Source organism: Enterobacter sp. EC_50, assembly GCF_019584525.1.
Classification (GTDB): domain Bacteria; phylum Pseudomonadota; class Gammaproteobacteria; order Enterobacterales; family Enterobacteriaceae; genus Enterobacter; species Enterobacter roggenkampii.
Window position 1 is genome coordinate 20,415 of sequence record NZ_VDAF01000034.1, and the last position, 17,748, is coordinate 38,162.

Sequence of the window (17,748 nt, forward strand, 5' to 3'; positions counted from 1 at the left end):
TTCACACAAGAGGATGTTATGGTAACTATTCGTTTAGCACGTCACGGCGCTAAAAAGCGTCCGTTCTACCAGGTTGTTGTGACTGACAGCCGTAATGCACGCAACGGTCGCTTCATCGAGCGCGTTGGTTTCTTCAACCCACTGGCCGCTGGCGCAGAAGAAGAAACTCGTCTGGATCTGGATCGTATCGCTCACTGGGTTGGCCAGGGCGCTACTGTTTCCGATCGCGTTGCTACGCTGATCAAAGCAGCAAACAAAGCAGCTTAATCTGTCACGGTGGTCATGATGAGCAATAAAGCACCTGTTGAACCGATCGTATTGGGAAAAATGGGTTCTTGCTACGGTATCCGTGGTTGGCTCAGAGTGTTTTCCTCCACTGAAGACGCTGATAGCATTTTTAATTACCAGCCCTGGTTTATCCAGAAAGGCGGTAAGTGGGAAGAGGTCGAGCTGGAAAGCTGGCGTCACCACAATCAGGACATCATCATCAAGCTGAAAGGCGTTGACGATCGTGATGCCGCGAATGCGCTGACTAATTGTGAAATTGTCGTGGATTCGTCGCAGTTGCCACAGCTGGAAGAGGGCGACTACTACTGGAAAGACCTTATGGGTTGCCAGGTAGTCACTACTGAAGGCTACAGCCTGGGGAAAGTCATCGATATGATGGAAACCGGGTCAAATGACGTTCTCGTCATTAAGGCAAACCTGAAAGATGCATTTGGCATCAAGGAGCGGTTGGTTCCGTTCCTCGATGGACAGGTTATCAAGAAAGTCGATCTCACTACTCAAACCATTGAAGTAGATTGGGATCCTGGTTTTTAAATTCTCCGGATAAACGGTAAAAGACGGCGCTATGTGGATTGGCATAATTAGCCTGTTTCCTGAAATGTTCCGCGCGATTACCGATTACGGGGTAACTGGCCGGGCAGTAAAGAATGGCCTGCTGAGCATCCAGAGCTGGAGTCCTCGTGACTTTACTCATGACCGGCACCGTACCGTGGACGATCGTCCTTACGGCGGCGGACCGGGGATGCTAATGATGGTGCAACCCTTACGGGACGCCATTCACACAGCAAAAGCCGCGGCAGGTGAAGGCGCAAAGGTGATTTATCTGTCACCTCAGGGACGCAAGCTTGATCAAGCGGGCGTCAGCGAACTGGCGACGAATCAAAAGCTGATTCTGGTCTGTGGTCGCTACGAAGGGATAGATGAGCGCGTAATTCAAACCGAGATTGACGAAGAATGGTCTATCGGCGATTACGTTCTCAGTGGTGGTGAGTTACCCGCAATGACGCTGATTGACTCCGTCGCCCGGTTCATTCCGGGAGTACTGGGCCATGAAGCTTCGGCAACGGAAGATTCCTTTGCCGATGGGTTGCTGGACTGTCCACACTATACCCGTCCTGAAGTGTTAGAAGGGATGGAAGTCCCGGCAGTGTTACTGTCAGGAAACCATGCCGAGATACGTCGCTGGCGTTTGAAGCAGTCGCTGGGCCGAACCTGGCTTAGAAGACCTGAACTTCTGGAAAACCTGGCTCTGACTGAAGAGCAAGCAAAGTTGCTGGCCGAGTTCAAAACTGAACACGCGCAACAGCAGCATGAACATGATGGGAATGCGTAATACGCTCCCGAATATCAGTTTACCCAGGATAAGAGATTAAATTATGAGCAACATTATTAAGCAACTTGAACAAGAGCAGATGAAGCAGGACGTACCTTCCTTCCGTCCAGGTGACACCGTGGAAGTGAAAGTATGGGTTGTTGAAGGTTCCAAAAAACGTCTGCAGGCATTCGAGGGCGTGGTTATCGCTATTCGTAACCGCGGTCTGCACTCTGCATTCACTGTTCGTAAAATTTCCAACGGCGAAGGCGTTGAGCGTGTCTTCCAGACTCACTCTCCGGTAGTTGACAGCATTGCTGTTAAACGTCGTGGTGCTGTACGTAAAGCTAAACTGTACTACCTGCGTGAGCGTACTGGTAAGTCTGCTCGTATTAAAGAGCGTCTGAACTAAGATTCGCTTAAGCGACATCCTGTTAGAAAGGGCTGGCCGAAAGGCTGGCCCTTTTTTTATCCCATCGCACCTCTCGCGTTAACCCTTTCGTCATAAATCATTTACAATGCTTGCCTCTTGAATGGAGGGGAAGTGGATAACGTACTACATCAGCATAGTTGGAAACGCGCAGCGGCATTGACCGCGCTGTTCGCGATCCTGCTGATCGTGGTAGCACCCCTTATCTCCGTCTCATTGCAGAAAGATCCCATGAGCGCCATGCCGGGCATGCATCATGACATGAGCATGATGTCGATGGACGAGCATCACGGCGATATGCCACACACGATGCCCGTCAACCATGCGGAAGCGTGCGGCTACTGCGTGCTGTTAGCGCATGTCCCTGGCGTGATGCTGGCGCTCATCGTCCTGCTCAGCGTGGTGCTACAGAGGCTTCGCGTTAAGCCGCCGCGTCAGGCGGTCAAGCACTGGCACTTCTTCCCCTGGCTTTACCCTGATACCCGCGCGCCGCCGCGGCAGTCTGCTTTTTCCCTTTAAAAATATCGATAACTTTTTGCCTTAAAAAGGAAAAGTATGACTACCTGCACCTCGCGCGCGGCATGGGGAAACCTGCTGCGTCGCCTTCATTTCTACGTTGGGCTGTTTGTCGGCCCGTTTATCTTCTTCGCCGCGCTGACCGGAACGCTGTACGTGGCGACCCCACAGCTGGAAAACGCACTCTACCGGCACGCGCTCCACACGGATTCTATAGGCGAGCCACTGCCTCTGGCGGAACAAATCGTCGTGGCGGAAAAAACCGCTGGATCAGATTTACGTTTGCACGCCGTTCGTCCGGGGCTGGTTGAGGGCGAAACCACCCGCGTGATGTTCGCTGACCCGAAACTTGGGCCATCGGAGAACCGGGCTATCTTTATCGATCCGGTAAGCCTGACGGTGCTGGGAGATCTGACGGTATACGGCACCAGCGGGATTTTACCCCTGCGTCAGACCATTGATTACCTGCATACTTCCCTGATGCTGGGCGACATTGGGCGCCTTTACAGCGAGCTTGCGGCCTCGTGGATGTGGGTCGCCGCGCTGGGCGGTATTGCCCTGTGGTGTTATACCCGGCCCAAACGGCGGATCAACAATCGCTTCCAGAACCGGCGTCGGGTACACGTGACGCTGGGCTGGAGCCTGCTGGGTGGAATGCTGCTGTTCTCCGCAACCGGCCTGACCTGGTCCCAGTGGGCTGGCGGGAACGTGGATAAGCTGCGGGCAGAGATGAACTGGCTCACCCCGCAGGTGAACACGACGCTATCCGGCCAACATGAGGTCGTGGATGAACATGCCGAACACCGCGGTCATCATGGTGGAATGGTGATGCCCGATATGGCGATGGATTTGACGCAGTTTGACGGCGTGTTAAGCGCGGCGCGTAACGCGGGTATTGATGCCAGCAAGCTGGAGATCCGCCCGGCGAAAACGAGGGATCGCGCCTGGACCGTGACGGAAATCGATCGCAGCTGGCCAACTCAGGTGGACGCCGTGGCGGTTGATCCTCATACGATGCAGGTTCTGGACAGAACCCGATTCGAGGATTTTCCGCTAATGGCAAAACTGACCCGCTGGGGCGTGGATTTCCATATGGGGATCTTATTCGGCCTCGCAAATCAGCTGCTGCTGGTTGCGTTCGGCCTCGCCCTTTGCGTGCTCATTATCTGGGGATACCGGATGTGGTGGATGCGTCGTCCGGCGCAATCGGCTGTGAGTCCGGTACAGACGCTTTGCCAGAGCTGGCTTGCCTTGTCAGTGTGGGGAAGAGGCGTTACGGTGTTAATCAGCGTACTGTTGGGACTGGCATTGCCGGTCATGGGCGTGAGTCTGGCGCTGTTTGTTCTGGTGGACTGGCTGCGCTGGCGAGCGGCAACCAGGGTGACGCTCGCCGAATCATCCGCTAAATAGCCTTATGGCGTGCTGATTACCACTGCGACGCGGCGGTTTTCAGCGCGCCCTTGTGAGGTACTGTTGCTCGCAACCGGATATTTTTGACCTAATCCCCGCGTGGTGAGATTGCTGCGCGGGATATTTGCCCCCTTCGCCCAGGCATCGGCCACGGCGTTGGCGCGTTTTAACGAGAGCGCTTCGTTGTAGCTCTCTTCCCCGTAGTTATCCGTGTGGCCGTCCATTCGCGCGTGGGTCAGGCCGGTTTCCGCCAGGCGAGAGGCCATGGACTGGATCTGCGTTTCACTCTCCGATCGCAGCCTGGCGTCATTTTTATCAAACAGGATGGTGTCCGACATCCCAAGCGACCAGTCACCGTTCAGTTCGTTAAAACCGTAAGACTTCATCGCCGCAATTTGCTCAGGAGTGAATTTGCCTTCCGGCGGCGACTGGCAGCCTGCCAGAACCAGTGAGGCCAGGACTAAGGGCGCGAAGTAACGTTTTAACATAGTGTATCCTTTCTAACTTATTGTTTTCGTACGCTGGTTTTTAACCTGGTACATGTTGCGGTCAGCCCTCTCCAGTAATGCTTCCACGGAAGTATTTTCCCACGCCAGAGCAAAGCCAATGCTGAGTGACATCGATGCTTTTTGTCCGTTATGAAGATCAAAGGGACGGATAAACTGCTGCGAAAGCGCAGCACAAATATGTTGAACCTCAAGCTCAGAGTGCACGCCGTACAGCACCATGGCAAATTCGTCACCGCCAAGGCGGTAGGACTGATGACGTTTGTCGCCAAACTCCATCATTCTGCTGGCGACTTCGATCAGCACGCAGTCTCCTGCCGCGTGTCCCCAGGTGTCGTTAATAAACTTAAAATTATCACCGTCGAGGAAGAGCAGGGCCGAGTTGGTTCTGGCTGAAGGGTCATTCATTAATGCCGCAATGCTGTTACGAAACGCCGCGCGGTTGGCAAGACCGGTAAGCGGGTCGTGCATGGCGGTCCGCAACAGCTGGGCATTTTTCGCCTGAAGCTTCAGCTGCCACTCTTCCATTTCATCCAGAAGACTATTGAAGTCTTCGCCAAACTGGTGAAATTCTTCGATACGGCCGTCTTTCACCCGGCGGGAGAAATTTCGGTTCGTGCGCACGTCATGCACGACGTCGGTAATGTTCTGCAGGGCCGTGACCATTCCACGATGCAAAGACTGGGTAATGACGAGCGCGACCACGGCGGCAAAGAGAATGCAGCCGGTCAGTACGGCAAACGACGTCCAGATGAAATGGCTGATCAGACTGTCACGCGCGGTAAGGCGGATTTCGCCGATCGTTAAGCCGTTATGCATGATGGGCTGCGCAACCGGTACGGGGAAAAGCCAGCGGCTGACCAGCGCGCCCAGCGTGTCGTTGTTATCTTCCGGGTTCCAGGACCAGTAGGCGAACCGCTTTTTATGCGCGTTAATCACCTCGGCCGCGGCAAACTGCCCCTGTTTGCCCAGGGCGGCAAGCGTTTCGTTGGCCGCCAGCGAGTCGTTGAAAACCAGCGAGGCTTCCAGGCTGTGGCTCATCGTGGCGCCGGTTAATTCGAGATTCTTTTGCGCGTATTGTTTTAACGTCACAACGGAAGCAAAACAGAGCAACAGCCATATTAACGTCATCGTGATAATGACGCTTATCATGCTGTTTCGCCTTAACGTTCTTTTAAACGTCGGCCGTGGCGTTGAAGTGAAATCTTTATCCATGCTGCTTATTCCGTGCCAGCATTAATACATCCGGATTGACTCTTACGCCACTGCGCGTCAATGCATCCAGGTTGACGGAGAACCGGACCTGGCCACGATCGATCATCAGGCAAAAGGCACTGCCAATTACACATTCCGGATTTTGCTCTGAGATTAATAGCAATGCTCTGCCCTGATATTGGCTTATTAATTCAAGTTGTTTTGCCGGTGATTCAGACCCGAAATAAATCGCATCGCACGTCGCGGCCAGGGCTTCCCGATCGTTATGTACAATAGCGGGAGTATAGGGTAACTCGTTGTGCCCTTCGTCGCCGCTAAGCGCGTGCGTATAGTGAGAAGTGGCATAGATGCAGAGTTTAGGTTGCCCGGATAGTGACGGCCATCGCGTATAGCTCACAATGCCTGAGACTATCGAGCGTACCGATTTATCCGTTTCCGTGAGCGTGCCTGCCGTCGCTGGGCCCACCATAATGAACAGCATTAACACCAGAGTGAGTCGGAAAAAAGAGATCAAGAATAAATTTCTCACCAGAATCCGCCACATCGCTCTGGAAATAGATGTCCTTAAGAGTTGCGGGCAGAATACCATTGTTTGTCAGAGCCGTCATTATGTCAGAAATAGCCTCAGGTCAACCTAAGCTAAATCCTACTGTTGTTTATTTTCCGGTGATTAAAAACAGACTTAATTGAGTCTGCTGGAGCGCATACTTTCATCCATCCCTTTTTGCCATGACGCACGCAGTTTTGCCGCGTTTTCAGCAGTATCGCAACTGGCAGGGAAAGATTTGCCCGCTAATCCCCAGGCGTGAATAAACCCTTCTTCGCAGACTCTCTTCTGACCATCGGCATAGCCGCGAAGATATTCACTACGATCAACGTGGGTGTCGTTAAAACTATCGGCCAGGGTCTGGTTATCTTTAACCGGCAGGCCATTCATGGCGTCTTCTTTACCGGCATCAAACCAAGATGGACTGGTCCAGTCGGGCTGGAAGGTATAAGGATTGATCTGGCAGCCCGTTAAAAACAGCGACAACAGCGTGAGAGCAATTGAACGCATAGCCATTCTCCTTTTTACTTCAGCATAGCCTGGCTTAAGAAAGTATGTCTGTAATTTAAACTTTACGTTTTTGACGGCTGATTTTTGCAATAAATTGGCTACTGTAAAGTAATATGTACGTATTTTGGATTGAAATGTTTACTTTTTATGATATCGTGGTTTCACCTCATTGAGGAAAACAACTATCGCAAACGAGCTTTACAGGATCGCCATCATGCAAAAAGACGCGCTGAACAACGTACATATCACTGACGAACAGGTTTTAATTACTCCGGATCAGCTGAAAGCAGAATTTCCGCTGAGCGTCGCGCAGGAGGCTCAGATTGAGCACTCGCGCCAGACCATTTCTGACATCATCGCCGGCCGCGATCCGCGCCTGCTGGTGGTGTGTGGTCCTTGCTCTATTCACGATCCTGAAACCGCCATTGAGTACGCTCGTCGATTTAAAGCATTAGCGGAGGAGGTCAGCGATAGCCTCTACCTGGTGATGCGCGTCTATTTTGAGAAGCCACGTACTACCGTTGGCTGGAAAGGGTTGATTAACGATCCGCACATGGATGGCTCGTTTGATGTGGAAGCAGGCCTGAAGATTGCGCGTCGCCTGCTGGTGGAGCTGGTCAGCATGGGGCTGCCGCTGGCAACCGAAGCGCTGGATCCGAACAGCCCGCAATACCTTGGCGATCTGTTCAGCTGGTCCGCGATTGGCGCGCGTACCACGGAATCGCAAACCCACCGCGAGATGGCGTCTGGCCTGTCGATGCCGGTTGGTTTTAAAAACGGTACCGATGGCAGCCTGGCGACGGCGATCAACGCCATGCGCGCGGCCGCCATGCCGCACCGTTTCGTCGGTATCAACCAGGCGGGCCAGGTCTGCCTCCTGCAAACACAGGGTAACCCGGACGGGCACGTGATCCTGCGCGGCGGGAAAGCCCCGAACTACAGTCCGGCGGACGTGGCGCAGTGTGAAAAAGAGATGGAGCAGGCGGGACTGCGTCCGGCACTGATGGTAGATTGCAGTCATGGTAATTCGAATAAAGATTACCGTCGTCAGCCTGCGGTTGCGGAATCCGTGGTCGCCCAGATCAAAGATGGCAACCGTTCGATTATCGGTCTGATGATTGAGAGCAATATTCATGAAGGCAATCAATCATCTGAACAACCGCGCAGTGCCATGAAGTACGGCGTCTCCGTGACGGATGCCTGCATCAGCTGGGAGACCACCGATGCACTGCTGCGTGAGATCCATAAAGATTTAAGCGGCCAGCTGGCGACGCGTCTGGCTTAAGAGGGTAGTTATGGTTGCTGAATTGACCGCACTGCGCGATCAAATTGATGAAGTGGATAAGGCGCTGCTGGATCTGCTGGCGCGCCGCATGGCGCTGGTTGCCGAAGTCGGTGAGGTAAAAAGCAAATACGGCCTGCCGATTTACGTCCCGGAGCGCGAAGCCTCAATGCTGGCCTCTCGTCGCAAAGAGGCGCAGGCGCTGGGCGTTTCGCCGGATTTGATTGAGGATGTTCTGCGTCGCGTGATGCGAGAGTCCTATTCCAGTGAAAACGACAAGGGGTTCAAAACCCTCTGTCCGACCCTGCGTCCGGTGGTGATTGTCGGCGGGGCAGGACAGATGGGGCGTCTGTTTGAAAAAATGCTGACGCTTTCTGGCTATCAGGTGCGCATTCTGGAAAAAGAGGACTGGGCGCAGGCGCCGGAACTCATGAAAGATGCCGGGATGGTTATCGTCAGCGTGCCGATCCACGTGACGGAGCAGATCGTCGGGAAGCTTCCTCCTTTACCGAAAGACTGTATCCTGGTGGATCTGGCCTCCGTCAAAAATGGTCCGCTGCAGGCAATGCTGGCTGCGCATACCGGGCCGGTGCTGGGTCTGCACCCGATGTTTGGTCCGGACAGCGGCAGCCTGGCTAAGCAGGTGGTGGTTTACTGCGACGGTCGTCAGCCGGAAGCCTATCAGTGGTTCCTGGAACAGATTCAGGTATGGGGCGCGCGACTGCACCGCATCAGCGCGGTTGAGCACGACCAGAACATGGCGTTCATTCAGGCGCTGCGCCACTTTGCCACGTTTGCCTACGGCCTGCATCTGGCGGAAGAGAACGTACAGCTTGAACAGCTGCTGGCGCTCTCTTCACCTATCTATCGCCTGGAGCTGGCGATGGTCGGGCGTCTGTTCGCGCAGGATCCGCAGCTGTACGCGGACATCATTATGTCTTCCGAAAACAACCTGGCTCTGATCAAGCGCTACTATCAGCGCTTTGGAGAAGCCATTACGCTGCTTGAGCACGGAGACAAGCAGGCGTTTATCGACAGCTTCCGCAAGGTCGAGCACTGGTTTGGCGATTATGCGCAGCGTTTCCAGAATGAGAGCCGGACGTTGTTGCGCCAGGCAAATGACAGTCGCCAGTAATGCGATGATGTATATACTGAAAGCCAGCAATGCTGGCTTTTTTCATTTTGGGGAACTGTCATGGCTGAACCGCAGCTGCTGTTGAATTACACCGGGCATTTGCCTGAATGCCCGACGTGGAGCGCCGAAGAGCAGGCGCTCTACTGGGCCGATATTCTGGAAGGCGAGATCCACCGCTACCATCTGCCGACGGTGGAACACACCGTACTCTCTTTCCACGAGGAGGTGGGGTGTTTCGCGCTGCGTGAGCAGGGTGGTTTTATCGTTGCGATGCGAACGGGTATCTGGCTGACCGATAAACACGGCCTGCTGCGCCGCAAGGTGTGTGATAACCCCTCTAACCCGCAGCTGGCGCGTTTTAACGATGGAGGCACCGACCATCTGGGCCGGTTCTACGCGGGCACGTTCTGGGGGCCGGGAGATTACAACGGCGCCCTGCTGATGCGCATCGACAACGACCTGACGCCGAAGGTGATCCAGTGCGATATCCACGGGCATAACGGCCTGGCGTTTAGCCCGGATAAGCAGTGGATGTTTACCTCAGATACGCCAAACGGTGTGATCTACCGTACCCCGCTTGATGAGCAGGGTGAACCGGGTAAGCGAGAGGTGTTTCGTCAGTTTAAAGAGGGCGAAGGGATACCCGACGGCGCGGCGATGGATGTGGAAGGCTGTTACTGGAGCGCGCTGTTTGACGGCTGGCGCATCGCGCGTTTTTCACCGCAAGGGGAGCAGCTGGAAGAGTACCGTATGCCGGTACGTTGCCCGACGATGGTCTGCTTTGGCGGCGATGACATGAAAACGCTGTTTATTACCACCACGCGGGAAAATATGGATGCGGAGGAGGTGGCGAAATATCCGCTCTCCGGCGCCATCTTCACCCTGCCGGTGAGCGTGGCAGGGATGAAGAAAAGCCGTTTTATCGAACGTTAGATTGGATCGACCGGGACGACGTTTTCGCTCGGGTAACAGCCCAGCACCTTCATGGAACGCGTGATCTCGCCCAGCTCGCGCAGGGCTTTCTGCATGGAAGCAGACTCCAGGTTGGCCTGGATATCGAGGTAGAACATCTCTTCCCACGGGTTACCGTGGATTGGGCGCGATTCCAGCCGGGTCATGATCAGGTTGTGATTACGCAGTACCAGCAGAGCTTCAACCAGCGCACCGGCCTGTTGGCCGGTGGCCATCAGCAGCGTGGTCTTGGCCGGTACCTGGTCAGACACATTGATTGCCTTGCGGGCCAGCACCACGAAGCGGGTAATGTTTTGCGTCTGGTTTGCCAGGTTGCGTTCCAGCACCTGTAAACCATACAGCGCGCCGCCCGCTTCGCTGCCCAGCGCCGCAACGTTGGGGGAGTTCGCCTGGGCGACTTTTTCCATCGCCGCCGAGGTGCTTTCGGTGTACTCAATTTTCCAGTTCGGATAGCGGTTCAGGAACTGGCTGCACTGCTGGAACGGCTGCGGGTGGCTGTAGACCGTTTCGATCGTGTTCAGGTCCGTTGAACCGGAGACCAGCACGCAGTGATCGATAGGGATCGTCAGCTCGCCGACCAGCGACAGGCTGGTGTGCTGCAGCAAATCGTAGACGTCGTTGATGGCGCCGGAGCTGGTGTTTTCAATCGGCACCACGGCGTAATCCGCCTGGCCGGTCTCGACCTGGTTAAAAATGTCGGCAAACTTCGCGCAGCCGCTTTCAATAAATTCTTCGAAATGGCGAGCGGCATACTGACGTGCGGCCAGGTGAGAATAGGAGCCCTTTGGCCCGAGGAAAGCGATACGCGCAGAGTGCGGATTGGTTTTATTGAGGTGCTGCTGGAGTAGCGCTTGCTGGGTCAGAACGGAGTCTTCGATGATGAGCTGGAACAGCCGGGTGATGTAGTGGGCATCGAGATGATGCGCTTTGCCGAGCTGAATGAGACGTTCCAGCAGATCCCGCTCGCGGTCGATATCACGGACCGGACGATGGGAGTCCAGCTTGGCTTTACCCACTTCAACGGCAAGGGCGCGGCGTTCGGCCAGCAGCGCCAGCAGTTTCTCATCCAGCGCGCTGATTTTTACGCGCAGATCCAGTAACGGGTTTTCCGGTGTCATAGTGTTGCCTGTCTCATCTTATCGTTATCAATAAAAAAGGCCCCCCGGTGTGGGAGGCCTTGTTGTTCGTCTTCGCATTCTTTATCACACGACGAAACGCCTCCCGTTCAGGGGAAGGTAAAAAAGAATGCGAAGAAGAACGGCGTAAGTTTCATAAAGTCATCCTGTGAGTGATACCGTTAAAGTACCCGTACTGTTTTCACCCTGTCAATAAAAAACAAAAAACGCGCCCGAAGGCGCGTTGGCGGTACACTCAATTTAAAGGATTACTCTTCTTCAACTTCTTCCGCGAAGCTGGCGTCTTTCACCGACGTTGTGGCGCGACGGGCTTCACCTTTGTGTTGCACTTTATTGAGCTGCCGTTCCAGCTTGTTGATCAAATCGTTAATTGCGGTGTACATATCCTCATGTTTTGCGCTGGCGACCAGATGGCCGTTTGGAGTATTGATAGTTGCGTCAGCGATGAAACCCTGCGGCTCCTTGGACAGGATGATATGTGGATTAATCAAATGTGTTTGCCATTTATCCAGTTTGGCGAGACGGTCTGCGACGTGCTGGCGAATTGCCGGAGTAATTTCCATTTGTTTACTGGTAATGTTCATTGTCATAAATTTTACCTCTTGTCTTTCCGTCTTGGTGATTCCAGCATACCCGACCTAATGTCAAAATGTGTGATTTAGATCACGTTATTTTGTCGGTTTTTGTCAGGGAATCTTTTTTGTGAGGCAGGGCAGGAAGAGGTGAGATTTACCTTGTAGAAGGCAAAAATTGAGGCCATAGTTGACTGGATGTGTTGAGGCTAACGCGCTTCAGCGACGCTCAGAAACGAATAAAAAAACGGCAGCCTTCGGGCTGCCGTTTTGCATTGAGGCAAAATCAGGTGTTGCTGCTGTTCGCGGCGATGATTTTCGCCACTTTTTCAGCCTGAGCGGTCATCTGCATCTGACGGTAAGCATTTTCCATCAGCTTCAGGCCGTCGCGCGTAGCCTGAGTATCCGGGTAATCACGCAGCATACCTTCTACGCGGTTAACCACGGCAACCCATGCGCCACGGCGGGTATAGTAGTCCGCCACGGAGTATTCATATTTCGCCAGACGATCTTTCAGGAACACCAGACGCTTGGTGGCGTCGGTCACGTACTGGCTGTTTGGATAGCCGCGCACCAGTTTAGAGAAGTCATTGAAGGCATCACGCGCATGCTGCGGGTCACGGTCGGAACGATCCACGCCGAAGAAGCCCTGCAGCGCACTGTCGTCCAGCGCCATGTTGGTGAGCCCGCGCATGTACATCACGTAGTCGATGTTAGGATGAGTCGGGTTCAGACGCATGAAACGATCGATGGTTGCCTGAGCCAGCGGCAGATCGGCATTTTTATAGTATGCGTAGATGAGATCTAACTGTACCTGCTGCGAATACGGACCAAATGGATAGCGATTATCCAACGCTTCCAGTTGCGTTATCGCCTGTTTCCAGTTACCGTCCTGCAACTTTTGTTGTGCAGTCGCATAGATTTCATTCGGCGGATTGTCAGGGACCTGTTCATTTGAACCGGAGCAGCCCACCAAAGCCAGGCTCAACGTGGCCGCTGCCACCAGATATTTCATGCGCGTCATGACGTTTTGACTTTCCTCAAATGTTTGTCCGGGAGAAACTCTGTTCCTGCTCCCGATTAAGACCAGCTACAATAGCACACTATATTAAACGGCAAAGCCGTAAAACCCAACGTTAAACGAAGAAGCAGTTTATGGCACAACGAGTAGAACTCACCGCAACAGTCTCCGAAAATCAGCTCGGTCAACGCTTAGATCAGGCTTTGGCCGAATTGTTCCCTGATTATTCGCGTTCACGCATAAAAGAATGGATCCTTGACCAGCGCGTGATGGTAAACGGCAAGATCTGGGACAAACCAAAAGAGAAAGTGTTAGGTGGGGAAGCTGTCGCCATCAATGCTGAAATCGAAGAGGAAATCCGCTTCGAGCCGCAGGATATCCCACTGGACATCGTCTATGAAGATGATGACATTCTGGTGATCAACAAGCCGCGCGACCTGGTTGTTCATCCGGGCGCGGGAAACCCTGACGGTACGGTACTTAACGCACTTCTCCATTACTATCCGCCGATCGCGGATGTTCCGCGCGCGGGCATCGTGCACCGTCTGGATAAAGACACTACCGGTCTGATGGTGGTGGCGAAGACCGTTCCTGCTCAGACCCGTCTGGTGGAGTCGCTGCAGCTGCGCGAAATCACCCGTGAATATGAAGCGGTAGCCATTGGGCATATGACTTCTGGCGGGACGGTGGAAGAGCCCATTAGCCGTCACCCGACCAAGCGTACCCATATGTCGGTGCATCCGATGGGTAAACCGGCGGTGACGCATTACCGCATTATGGAGCACTTCCGTATTCATACGCGCCTGCGTCTGCGTCTGGAGACCGGACGTACTCACCAGATCCGCGTGCATATGGCCCACATTACCCATCCGCTGGTGGGGGATCAGGTCTACGGTGGTCGTCCGCGTCCGCCTAAAGGCGCGTCGGATGAGTTCATCAGCGTATTGCGTAAATTCGACCGTCAGGCGCTGCACGCGACCATGCTGCGTCTTTACCATCCTATCACCGGCATTCAGATGGAGTGGCATGCGCCTATCCCGCAGGATATGGTGGACCTTATTGACGCCATGCGTGCTGATTTCGAAGAACATAAGGATCAAGTGGACTGGTTATGACCAAACTGATTGTCCCGGAGTGGCCACTGCCTGTCGGCGTGGCTGCCTGCAGTTCAACCCGCACTGGCGGTGTGAGCCAGGGCGCGTGGGCGTCGTTGAACCTCGGTGCACACTGTGGCGATAACCTGGAACACGTGGAAGAGAACCGCAGGCGTCTGTTTGCAGCGGGGAACCTGCCGTCGAAACCGGTCTGGCTGGAACAGGTTCATGGCAAGGCGGTGCTGAAGCTGACGGGAGAGCCCTATGCTTCCAAACGCGCTGATGCCTCTTACAGCAATACTCCGGGAACCGTTTGTGCCGTAATGACCGCTGATTGTCTGCCAGTGCTGTTCTGCAACCGTGCAGGCACCGAGGTGGCTGCAGCGCACGCGGGCTGGCGTGGACTGTGTGAAGGCGTGCTGGAAGAAACCGTCGCCTGCTTTAAGGATGAGCCCGCCAATATTATGGCCTGGCTTGGCCCGGCCATTGGCCCTCGCGCTTTTGAAGTGGGGCCGGAAGTTCGCGAAGCCTTTATGGAAAAAGATCCGCAAGCGGTGGACGCCTTCCTGCCTTCGGGGGATAAATATCTGGCCGATATTTATCAGCTCGCCCGCCAGCGCCTGAACCGCGTCGGCGTGACGCAGATCTTCGGCGGCGATCGCTGCACCTTCACCGAAAAGGGTGATTTTTTCTCTTATCGCCGCGACAAGACGACGGGCCGTATGGCAAGTTTCATTTGGCTGATATAACCTAAAGAATCAAGACGATCCGGCACGTGCCGTTTTCTTTTCACATAATTCAGGTCATTAACCTTGAATAATTGAGGGATGACCTCATTTAATCTCCAGTAGCAAATTTGACCTGTTATGGGAGGAGTTATGCGTCTGGATCGTCTTACTAATAAATTCCAGCTTGCTCTCGCCGATGCCCAGTCCCTCGCACTGGGGCACGACAACCAATTTATCGAACCTCTTCATCTAATGAGCGCCTTGCTGAATCAGGAAGGGGGATCGGTACGTCCTTTATTAACGTCCGCTGGCATTAATGCTGGCCAGTTACGCACCGCTATCGATCAGGCGCTGAGCCGTTTACCGCAGGTCGAAGGGACCGGCGGCGACGTTCAGCCGTCGCAGGATCTGGTGCGTGTCCTGAACCTTTGCGACAAGCTGGCGCAAAAACGTGGGGACAATTTTATTTCGTCAGAGCTGTTTGTTCTGGCGGCGCTTGAATCACGCGGTACCTTGACCGACCTGCTGAAATCCGCCGGTGCGACCACCGCCAATGTGACTCAGGCGATTGAGAACATGCGCGGAGGTGAAAGCGTGAACGATCAGGGAGCCGAAGACCAACGTCAGGCTTTGAAGAAATTTACGGTCGATCTGACCGAGCGTGCTGAACAGGGCAAACTTGACCCGGTGATCGGCCGTGATGAAGAAATCCGCCGTACCATTCAGGTACTGCAACGTCGTACCAAGAACAACCCGGTACTGATAGGTGAACCGGGTGTCGGTAAAACCGCGATTGTTGAAGGGCTGGCGCAGCGTATTGTGAACGGTGAAGTGCCGGAAGGCCTGAAAGGCCGCCGCGTACTGGCGCTGGACATGGGCGCGCTGGTGGCCGGTGCGAAATACCGCGGTGAGTTTGAAGAGCGTCTGAAAGGCGTGCTGAACGATCTGGCGAAACAGGAAGGTAACGTCATCCTGTTTATCGACGAGCTGCACACCATGGTCGGTGCCGGTAAGGCAGACGGCGCAATGGATGCCGGGAACATGCTGAAACCTGCACTGGCGCGCGGTGAACTTCACTGCGTCGGTGCCACCACGCTGGATGAGTACCGTCAGTACATTGAGAAAGATGCTGCGCTGGAACGTCGTTTCCAGAAAGTATTTGTTGCCGAGCCAAGCGTTGAAGATACCATCGCGATCCTGCGTGGTCTGAAAGAGCGTTATGAACTGCACCACCATGTGCAGATCACTGACCCGGCCATCGTTGCGGCGGCGACGCTTTCGCATCGTTATATTGCTGACCGTCAGCTGCCGGATAAAGCCATCGACCTGATTGATGAAGCGGCGTCGAGCATTCGTATGCAGATTGACTCGAAGCCGGAAGAGCTGGATCGACTCGACCGACGCATCATTCAGCTCAAGCTGGAACAGCAGGCGCTGAAGAAAGAGTCTGATGAAGCCAGTAAGAAACGCCTCGATATGCTCAATGAAGAGCTGGACGATAAAGAGCGCCAGTATTCTGAGCTTGAAGAAGAGTGGAAAGCCGAGAAAGCCTCCCTTTCCGGTACGCAGACCATTAAAGCTGAACTCGAACAGGCAAAAATTGCCATTGAGCAGGCGCGACGCGTGGGTGACCTGGCGCGGATGTCAGAGCTGCAGTATGGCAAAATCCCTGAGCTGGAAAAACAGCTTGAGATTGCGACGCAGTCAGAAGGGAAAACGATGCGTCTGTTACGTAATAAAGTGACGGATGCCGAGATTGCGGAAGTGCTTGCCCGCTGGACCGGTATTCCCGTGGCGCGCATGCTGGAAGGTGAGCGTGAAAAACTGCTGCGCATGGAGAACGATCTCCACAATCGTGTGATTGGTCAAAATGAAGCGGTTGAAGCGGTATCGAATGCTATTCGTCGTAGCCGTGCAGGGCTGTCCGATCCGAACCGCCCGATTGGTTCGTTCCTGTTCCTGGGGCCGACCGGTGTCGGTAAAACCGAGCTGTGCAAAGCGCTGGCTAACTTTATGTTCGACAGCGATGATGCGATGGTGCGTATCGACATGTCAGAGTTTATGGAGAAACACTCCGTCTCGCGTCTGGTCGGGGCGCCTCCAGGATATGTGGGTTATGAAGAAGGTGGGTACCTGACAGAAGCGGTGCGTCGTCGTCCTTATTCCGTCATCCTGCTGGATGAGGTGGAAAAAGCGCATCCGGATGTGTTCAACATCCTGCTTCAGGTGCTGGACGATGGTCGTCTGACCGACGGGCAGGGGAGAACGGTCGACTTCCGTAATACGGTTGTCATTATGACGTCGAACCTGGGTTCCGATTTGATTCAGGAACGTTTCGGTGAACTGGACTACAGCCACATGAAGGATCTGGTGCTGGGTGTGGTAAGCCATAACTTCCGTCCGGAGTTCATCAACCGTATTGATGAAGTGGTGGTATTCCATCCTCTGGGTGAGAAACACATCGCGTCGATTGCGCAGATTCAGCTGCAGCGTCTGTACAAACGTCTGGAAGAGCGTGGATACGAAATTCACATCTCCGACGATGCGCTGAAACTGCTGAGTAAGAATGGTTACGATCCGGTGTACGGTGCGCGTCCATTGAAACGTGCTATCCAGCAGCAGATCGAAAACCCGCTTGCGCAGCAGATCCTCTCCGGGGAACTGGTTCCTGGTAAAATTATCCGTCTTGAAGCCAACGACGATCGCATTGTGGCAGTGCAGTAAGTCACAAAACGCAAAAACGAGCCGCTTGCGGCTCGTTTTTGTTTAAAAACCAGGCGAAAATTGAGATCTGGAGTGAAGTTTGCCTGGAAAGTGAGCAGTCAGTAAATAATTTTCACTTTATCCTTGCAGGTTCGGAATTACTCCCTATAATGCGCCTCCACTAACACGGAACAACGGCACACACGCCGCCGGGTCAGCAGAGAATAGCGAAAATAAACGCTTGACTCTGAAGCGAGAAAGCGTAATATGCACACCCCGCGCCGCAGCGAAAACGAAGCGGCACTGCTCTTTAACAATTTATCAGACAATCTGTGTGGGCACTCAAAGTGACATGGATTCTTAACGTCCTC

General features: G+C 54.1%; 20 protein-coding genes and 1 other annotated feature. Of the genes, 12 read left to right on the plus strand and 8 right to left on the minus strand.

Translation table 11 applies throughout. The annotated features are described in order from the left end of the window. Nucleotides 1–18: 18 nt before the first annotated feature. The 6 genes from rpsP to FHC48_RS21035 all read left to right on the plus strand — a co-directional run bounded on the left by rpsP (nt 19) and on the right by FHC48_RS21035 (nt 3,956). Nucleotides 19–267 (plus strand): 30S ribosomal protein S16, encoded by a 249-nt coding sequence (gene rpsP / locus FHC48_RS21010; protein ID WP_003863133.1) that lies wholly within the window; start codon nt 19–21, stop codon nt 265–267. A 15-nt stretch (nt 268–282) separates the two neighbouring features. Continuing rightward, nucleotides 283–822: a ribosome maturation factor RimM gene (rimM, locus tag FHC48_RS21015; RefSeq protein ID WP_021241995.1), complete on the plus strand. Its 540-nt coding sequence runs from the start codon at nt 283–285 to the stop codon at nt 820–822. A gap of 31 nt (nt 823–853) precedes the next feature. Further along, nucleotides 854–1,621 (plus strand): tRNA (guanosine(37)-N1)-methyltransferase TrmD, encoded by a 768-nt coding sequence (gene trmD, locus FHC48_RS21020; RefSeq protein WP_008502493.1) that lies wholly within the window; start codon nt 854–856, stop codon nt 1,619–1,621. Between the two features lie 43 nt (nt 1,622–1,664). Further along, nucleotides 1,665–2,012, plus strand: coding sequence for a 50S ribosomal protein L19 (gene rplS, locus FHC48_RS21025; protein ID WP_002914145.1), 348 nt, complete (start codon nt 1,665–1,667; stop codon nt 2,010–2,012). A 132-nt stretch (nt 2,013–2,144) separates the two neighbouring features. After that, nucleotides 2,145–2,549: a DUF2946 domain-containing protein gene (locus FHC48_RS21030; protein ID WP_059365195.1), complete on the plus strand. Its 405-nt coding sequence runs from the start codon at nt 2,145–2,147 to the stop codon at nt 2,547–2,549. 36 nt (nt 2,550–2,585) lie between these two features. Continuing rightward, the gene (locus FHC48_RS21035; RefSeq protein ID WP_059365194.1) at nt 2,586–3,956 is read left to right on the plus strand and encodes a PepSY domain-containing protein; all 1,371 of its coding nucleotides are present in this window, start codon (nt 2,586–2,588) and stop codon (nt 3,954–3,956) included. A gap of 2 nt (nt 3,957–3,958) precedes the next feature. On the opposite strand, the gene FHC48_RS21040 is transcribed toward FHC48_RS21035, so the two are convergent. The 4 genes from FHC48_RS21040 to FHC48_RS21055 all read right to left on the minus strand — a co-directional run bounded on the left by FHC48_RS21040 (nt 3,959) and on the right by FHC48_RS21055 (nt 6,734). Beyond that, entirely contained in the window at nt 3,959–4,444 is a 486-nt protein-coding gene (locus FHC48_RS21040; protein ID WP_008502478.1) for an OmpA family protein, read from the minus strand. Between the two features lie 12 nt (nt 4,445–4,456). Continuing rightward, nucleotides 4,457–5,677, minus strand: coding sequence for a diguanylate cyclase DgcN (gene dgcN / locus FHC48_RS21045; RefSeq protein WP_021241998.1), 1,221 nt, complete (start codon nt 5,675–5,677; stop codon nt 4,457–4,459). Further along, on the minus strand, nt 5,670–6,221 hold the full coding sequence (locus FHC48_RS21050; RefSeq protein ID WP_021241999.1) for a YfiR family protein: 552 nt from the start codon (nt 6,219–6,221) through the stop codon (nt 5,670–5,672). Before FHC48_RS21050 ends, dgcN begins: the two co-directional genes overlap by 8 nt. 138 nt (nt 6,222–6,359) lie before the next feature. Beyond that, nucleotides 6,360–6,734 carry a DUF2799 domain-containing protein gene (locus FHC48_RS21055; RefSeq protein WP_008502475.1) on the minus strand — a complete coding sequence of 125 codons (375 nt, stop codon included), beginning with the start codon at nt 6,732–6,734 and terminating at the stop codon, nt 6,360–6,362. Nucleotides 6,735–6,948: 214 nt separating this feature from the next. Here FHC48_RS21055 and aroF point away from each other — a divergent pair, with 214 nt between their 5' ends. Genes aroF through FHC48_RS21070 form a run of 3 tightly spaced genes read left to right on the plus strand, consistent with a single transcriptional unit; the run spans nt 6,949 to nt 10,084 of the window. After that, a complete protein-coding gene (gene aroF / locus FHC48_RS21060; protein WP_059365193.1) occupies nt 6,949–8,019 on the plus strand; it encodes a 3-deoxy-7-phosphoheptulonate synthase AroF in 1,071 nt (356 codons plus the stop codon). Between the two features lie 10 nt (nt 8,020–8,029). Further along, entirely contained in the window at nt 8,030–9,151 is a 1,122-nt protein-coding gene (gene tyrA / locus FHC48_RS21065; protein ID WP_008502473.1) for a bifunctional chorismate mutase/prephenate dehydrogenase, read from the plus strand. Between the two features lie 60 nt (nt 9,152–9,211). Continuing rightward, nucleotides 9,212–10,084, plus strand: coding sequence for an SMP-30/gluconolactonase/LRE family protein (locus FHC48_RS21070; RefSeq protein ID WP_045372332.1), 873 nt, complete (start codon nt 9,212–9,214; stop codon nt 10,082–10,084). Here the strand turns inward: FHC48_RS21070 and pheA are convergent. The 4 genes from pheA to bamD form a co-directional block, all read right to left on the minus strand. Continuing rightward, nucleotides 10,081–11,241, minus strand: a complete 1,161-nt coding sequence (pheA, locus tag FHC48_RS21075; protein WP_023325894.1) for a bifunctional chorismate mutase/prephenate dehydratase — start codon at nt 11,239–11,241, stop codon at nt 10,081–10,083. The genes FHC48_RS21070 and pheA overlap by 4 nt on opposite strands. Nucleotides 11,242–11,271: 30 nt before the next feature. Next, nucleotides 11,272–11,397: a sequence feature (Phe leader region), on the minus strand. Then, on the minus strand, nt 11,349–11,396 hold the full coding sequence (gene pheL, locus FHC48_RS21080; RefSeq protein ID WP_100249759.1) for a pheA operon leader peptide PheL: 48 nt from the start codon (nt 11,394–11,396) through the stop codon (nt 11,349–11,351). It overlaps the preceding feature by 48 nt. 110 nt (nt 11,398–11,507) lie before the next feature. Then, a complete protein-coding gene (raiA, locus tag FHC48_RS21085; RefSeq protein WP_008502470.1) occupies nt 11,508–11,849 on the minus strand; it encodes a ribosome-associated translation inhibitor RaiA in 342 nt (113 codons plus the stop codon). A 268-nt stretch (nt 11,850–12,117) separates the two neighbouring features. Further along, nucleotides 12,118–12,855, minus strand: a complete 738-nt coding sequence (gene bamD, locus FHC48_RS21090; protein ID WP_008502469.1) for an outer membrane protein assembly factor BamD — start codon at nt 12,853–12,855, stop codon at nt 12,118–12,120. Between the two features lie 131 nt (nt 12,856–12,986). Between bamD and rluD the strand changes: the two genes are divergently transcribed. From rluD to clpB, 3 genes are all read left to right on the plus strand, one after another. Next, nucleotides 12,987–13,967: a 23S rRNA pseudouridine(1911/1915/1917) synthase RluD gene (gene rluD, locus FHC48_RS21095; protein ID WP_008502468.1), complete on the plus strand. Its 981-nt coding sequence runs from the start codon at nt 12,987–12,989 to the stop codon at nt 13,965–13,967. Then, complete coding sequence (yfiH, locus tag FHC48_RS21100; RefSeq protein WP_045417532.1) at nt 13,964–14,695, plus strand: purine nucleoside phosphorylase YfiH; 732 nt, start codon at nt 13,964–13,966, stop codon at nt 14,693–14,695. Before rluD ends, yfiH begins: the two co-directional genes overlap by 4 nt. 129 nt (nt 14,696–14,824) lie before the next feature. After that, nucleotides 14,825–17,398: an ATP-dependent chaperone ClpB gene (gene clpB / locus FHC48_RS21105; RefSeq protein ID WP_008502466.1), complete on the plus strand. Its 2,574-nt coding sequence runs from the start codon at nt 14,825–14,827 to the stop codon at nt 17,396–17,398. The last annotated feature ends 350 nt before the right edge of the window (nt 17,399–17,748 follow it).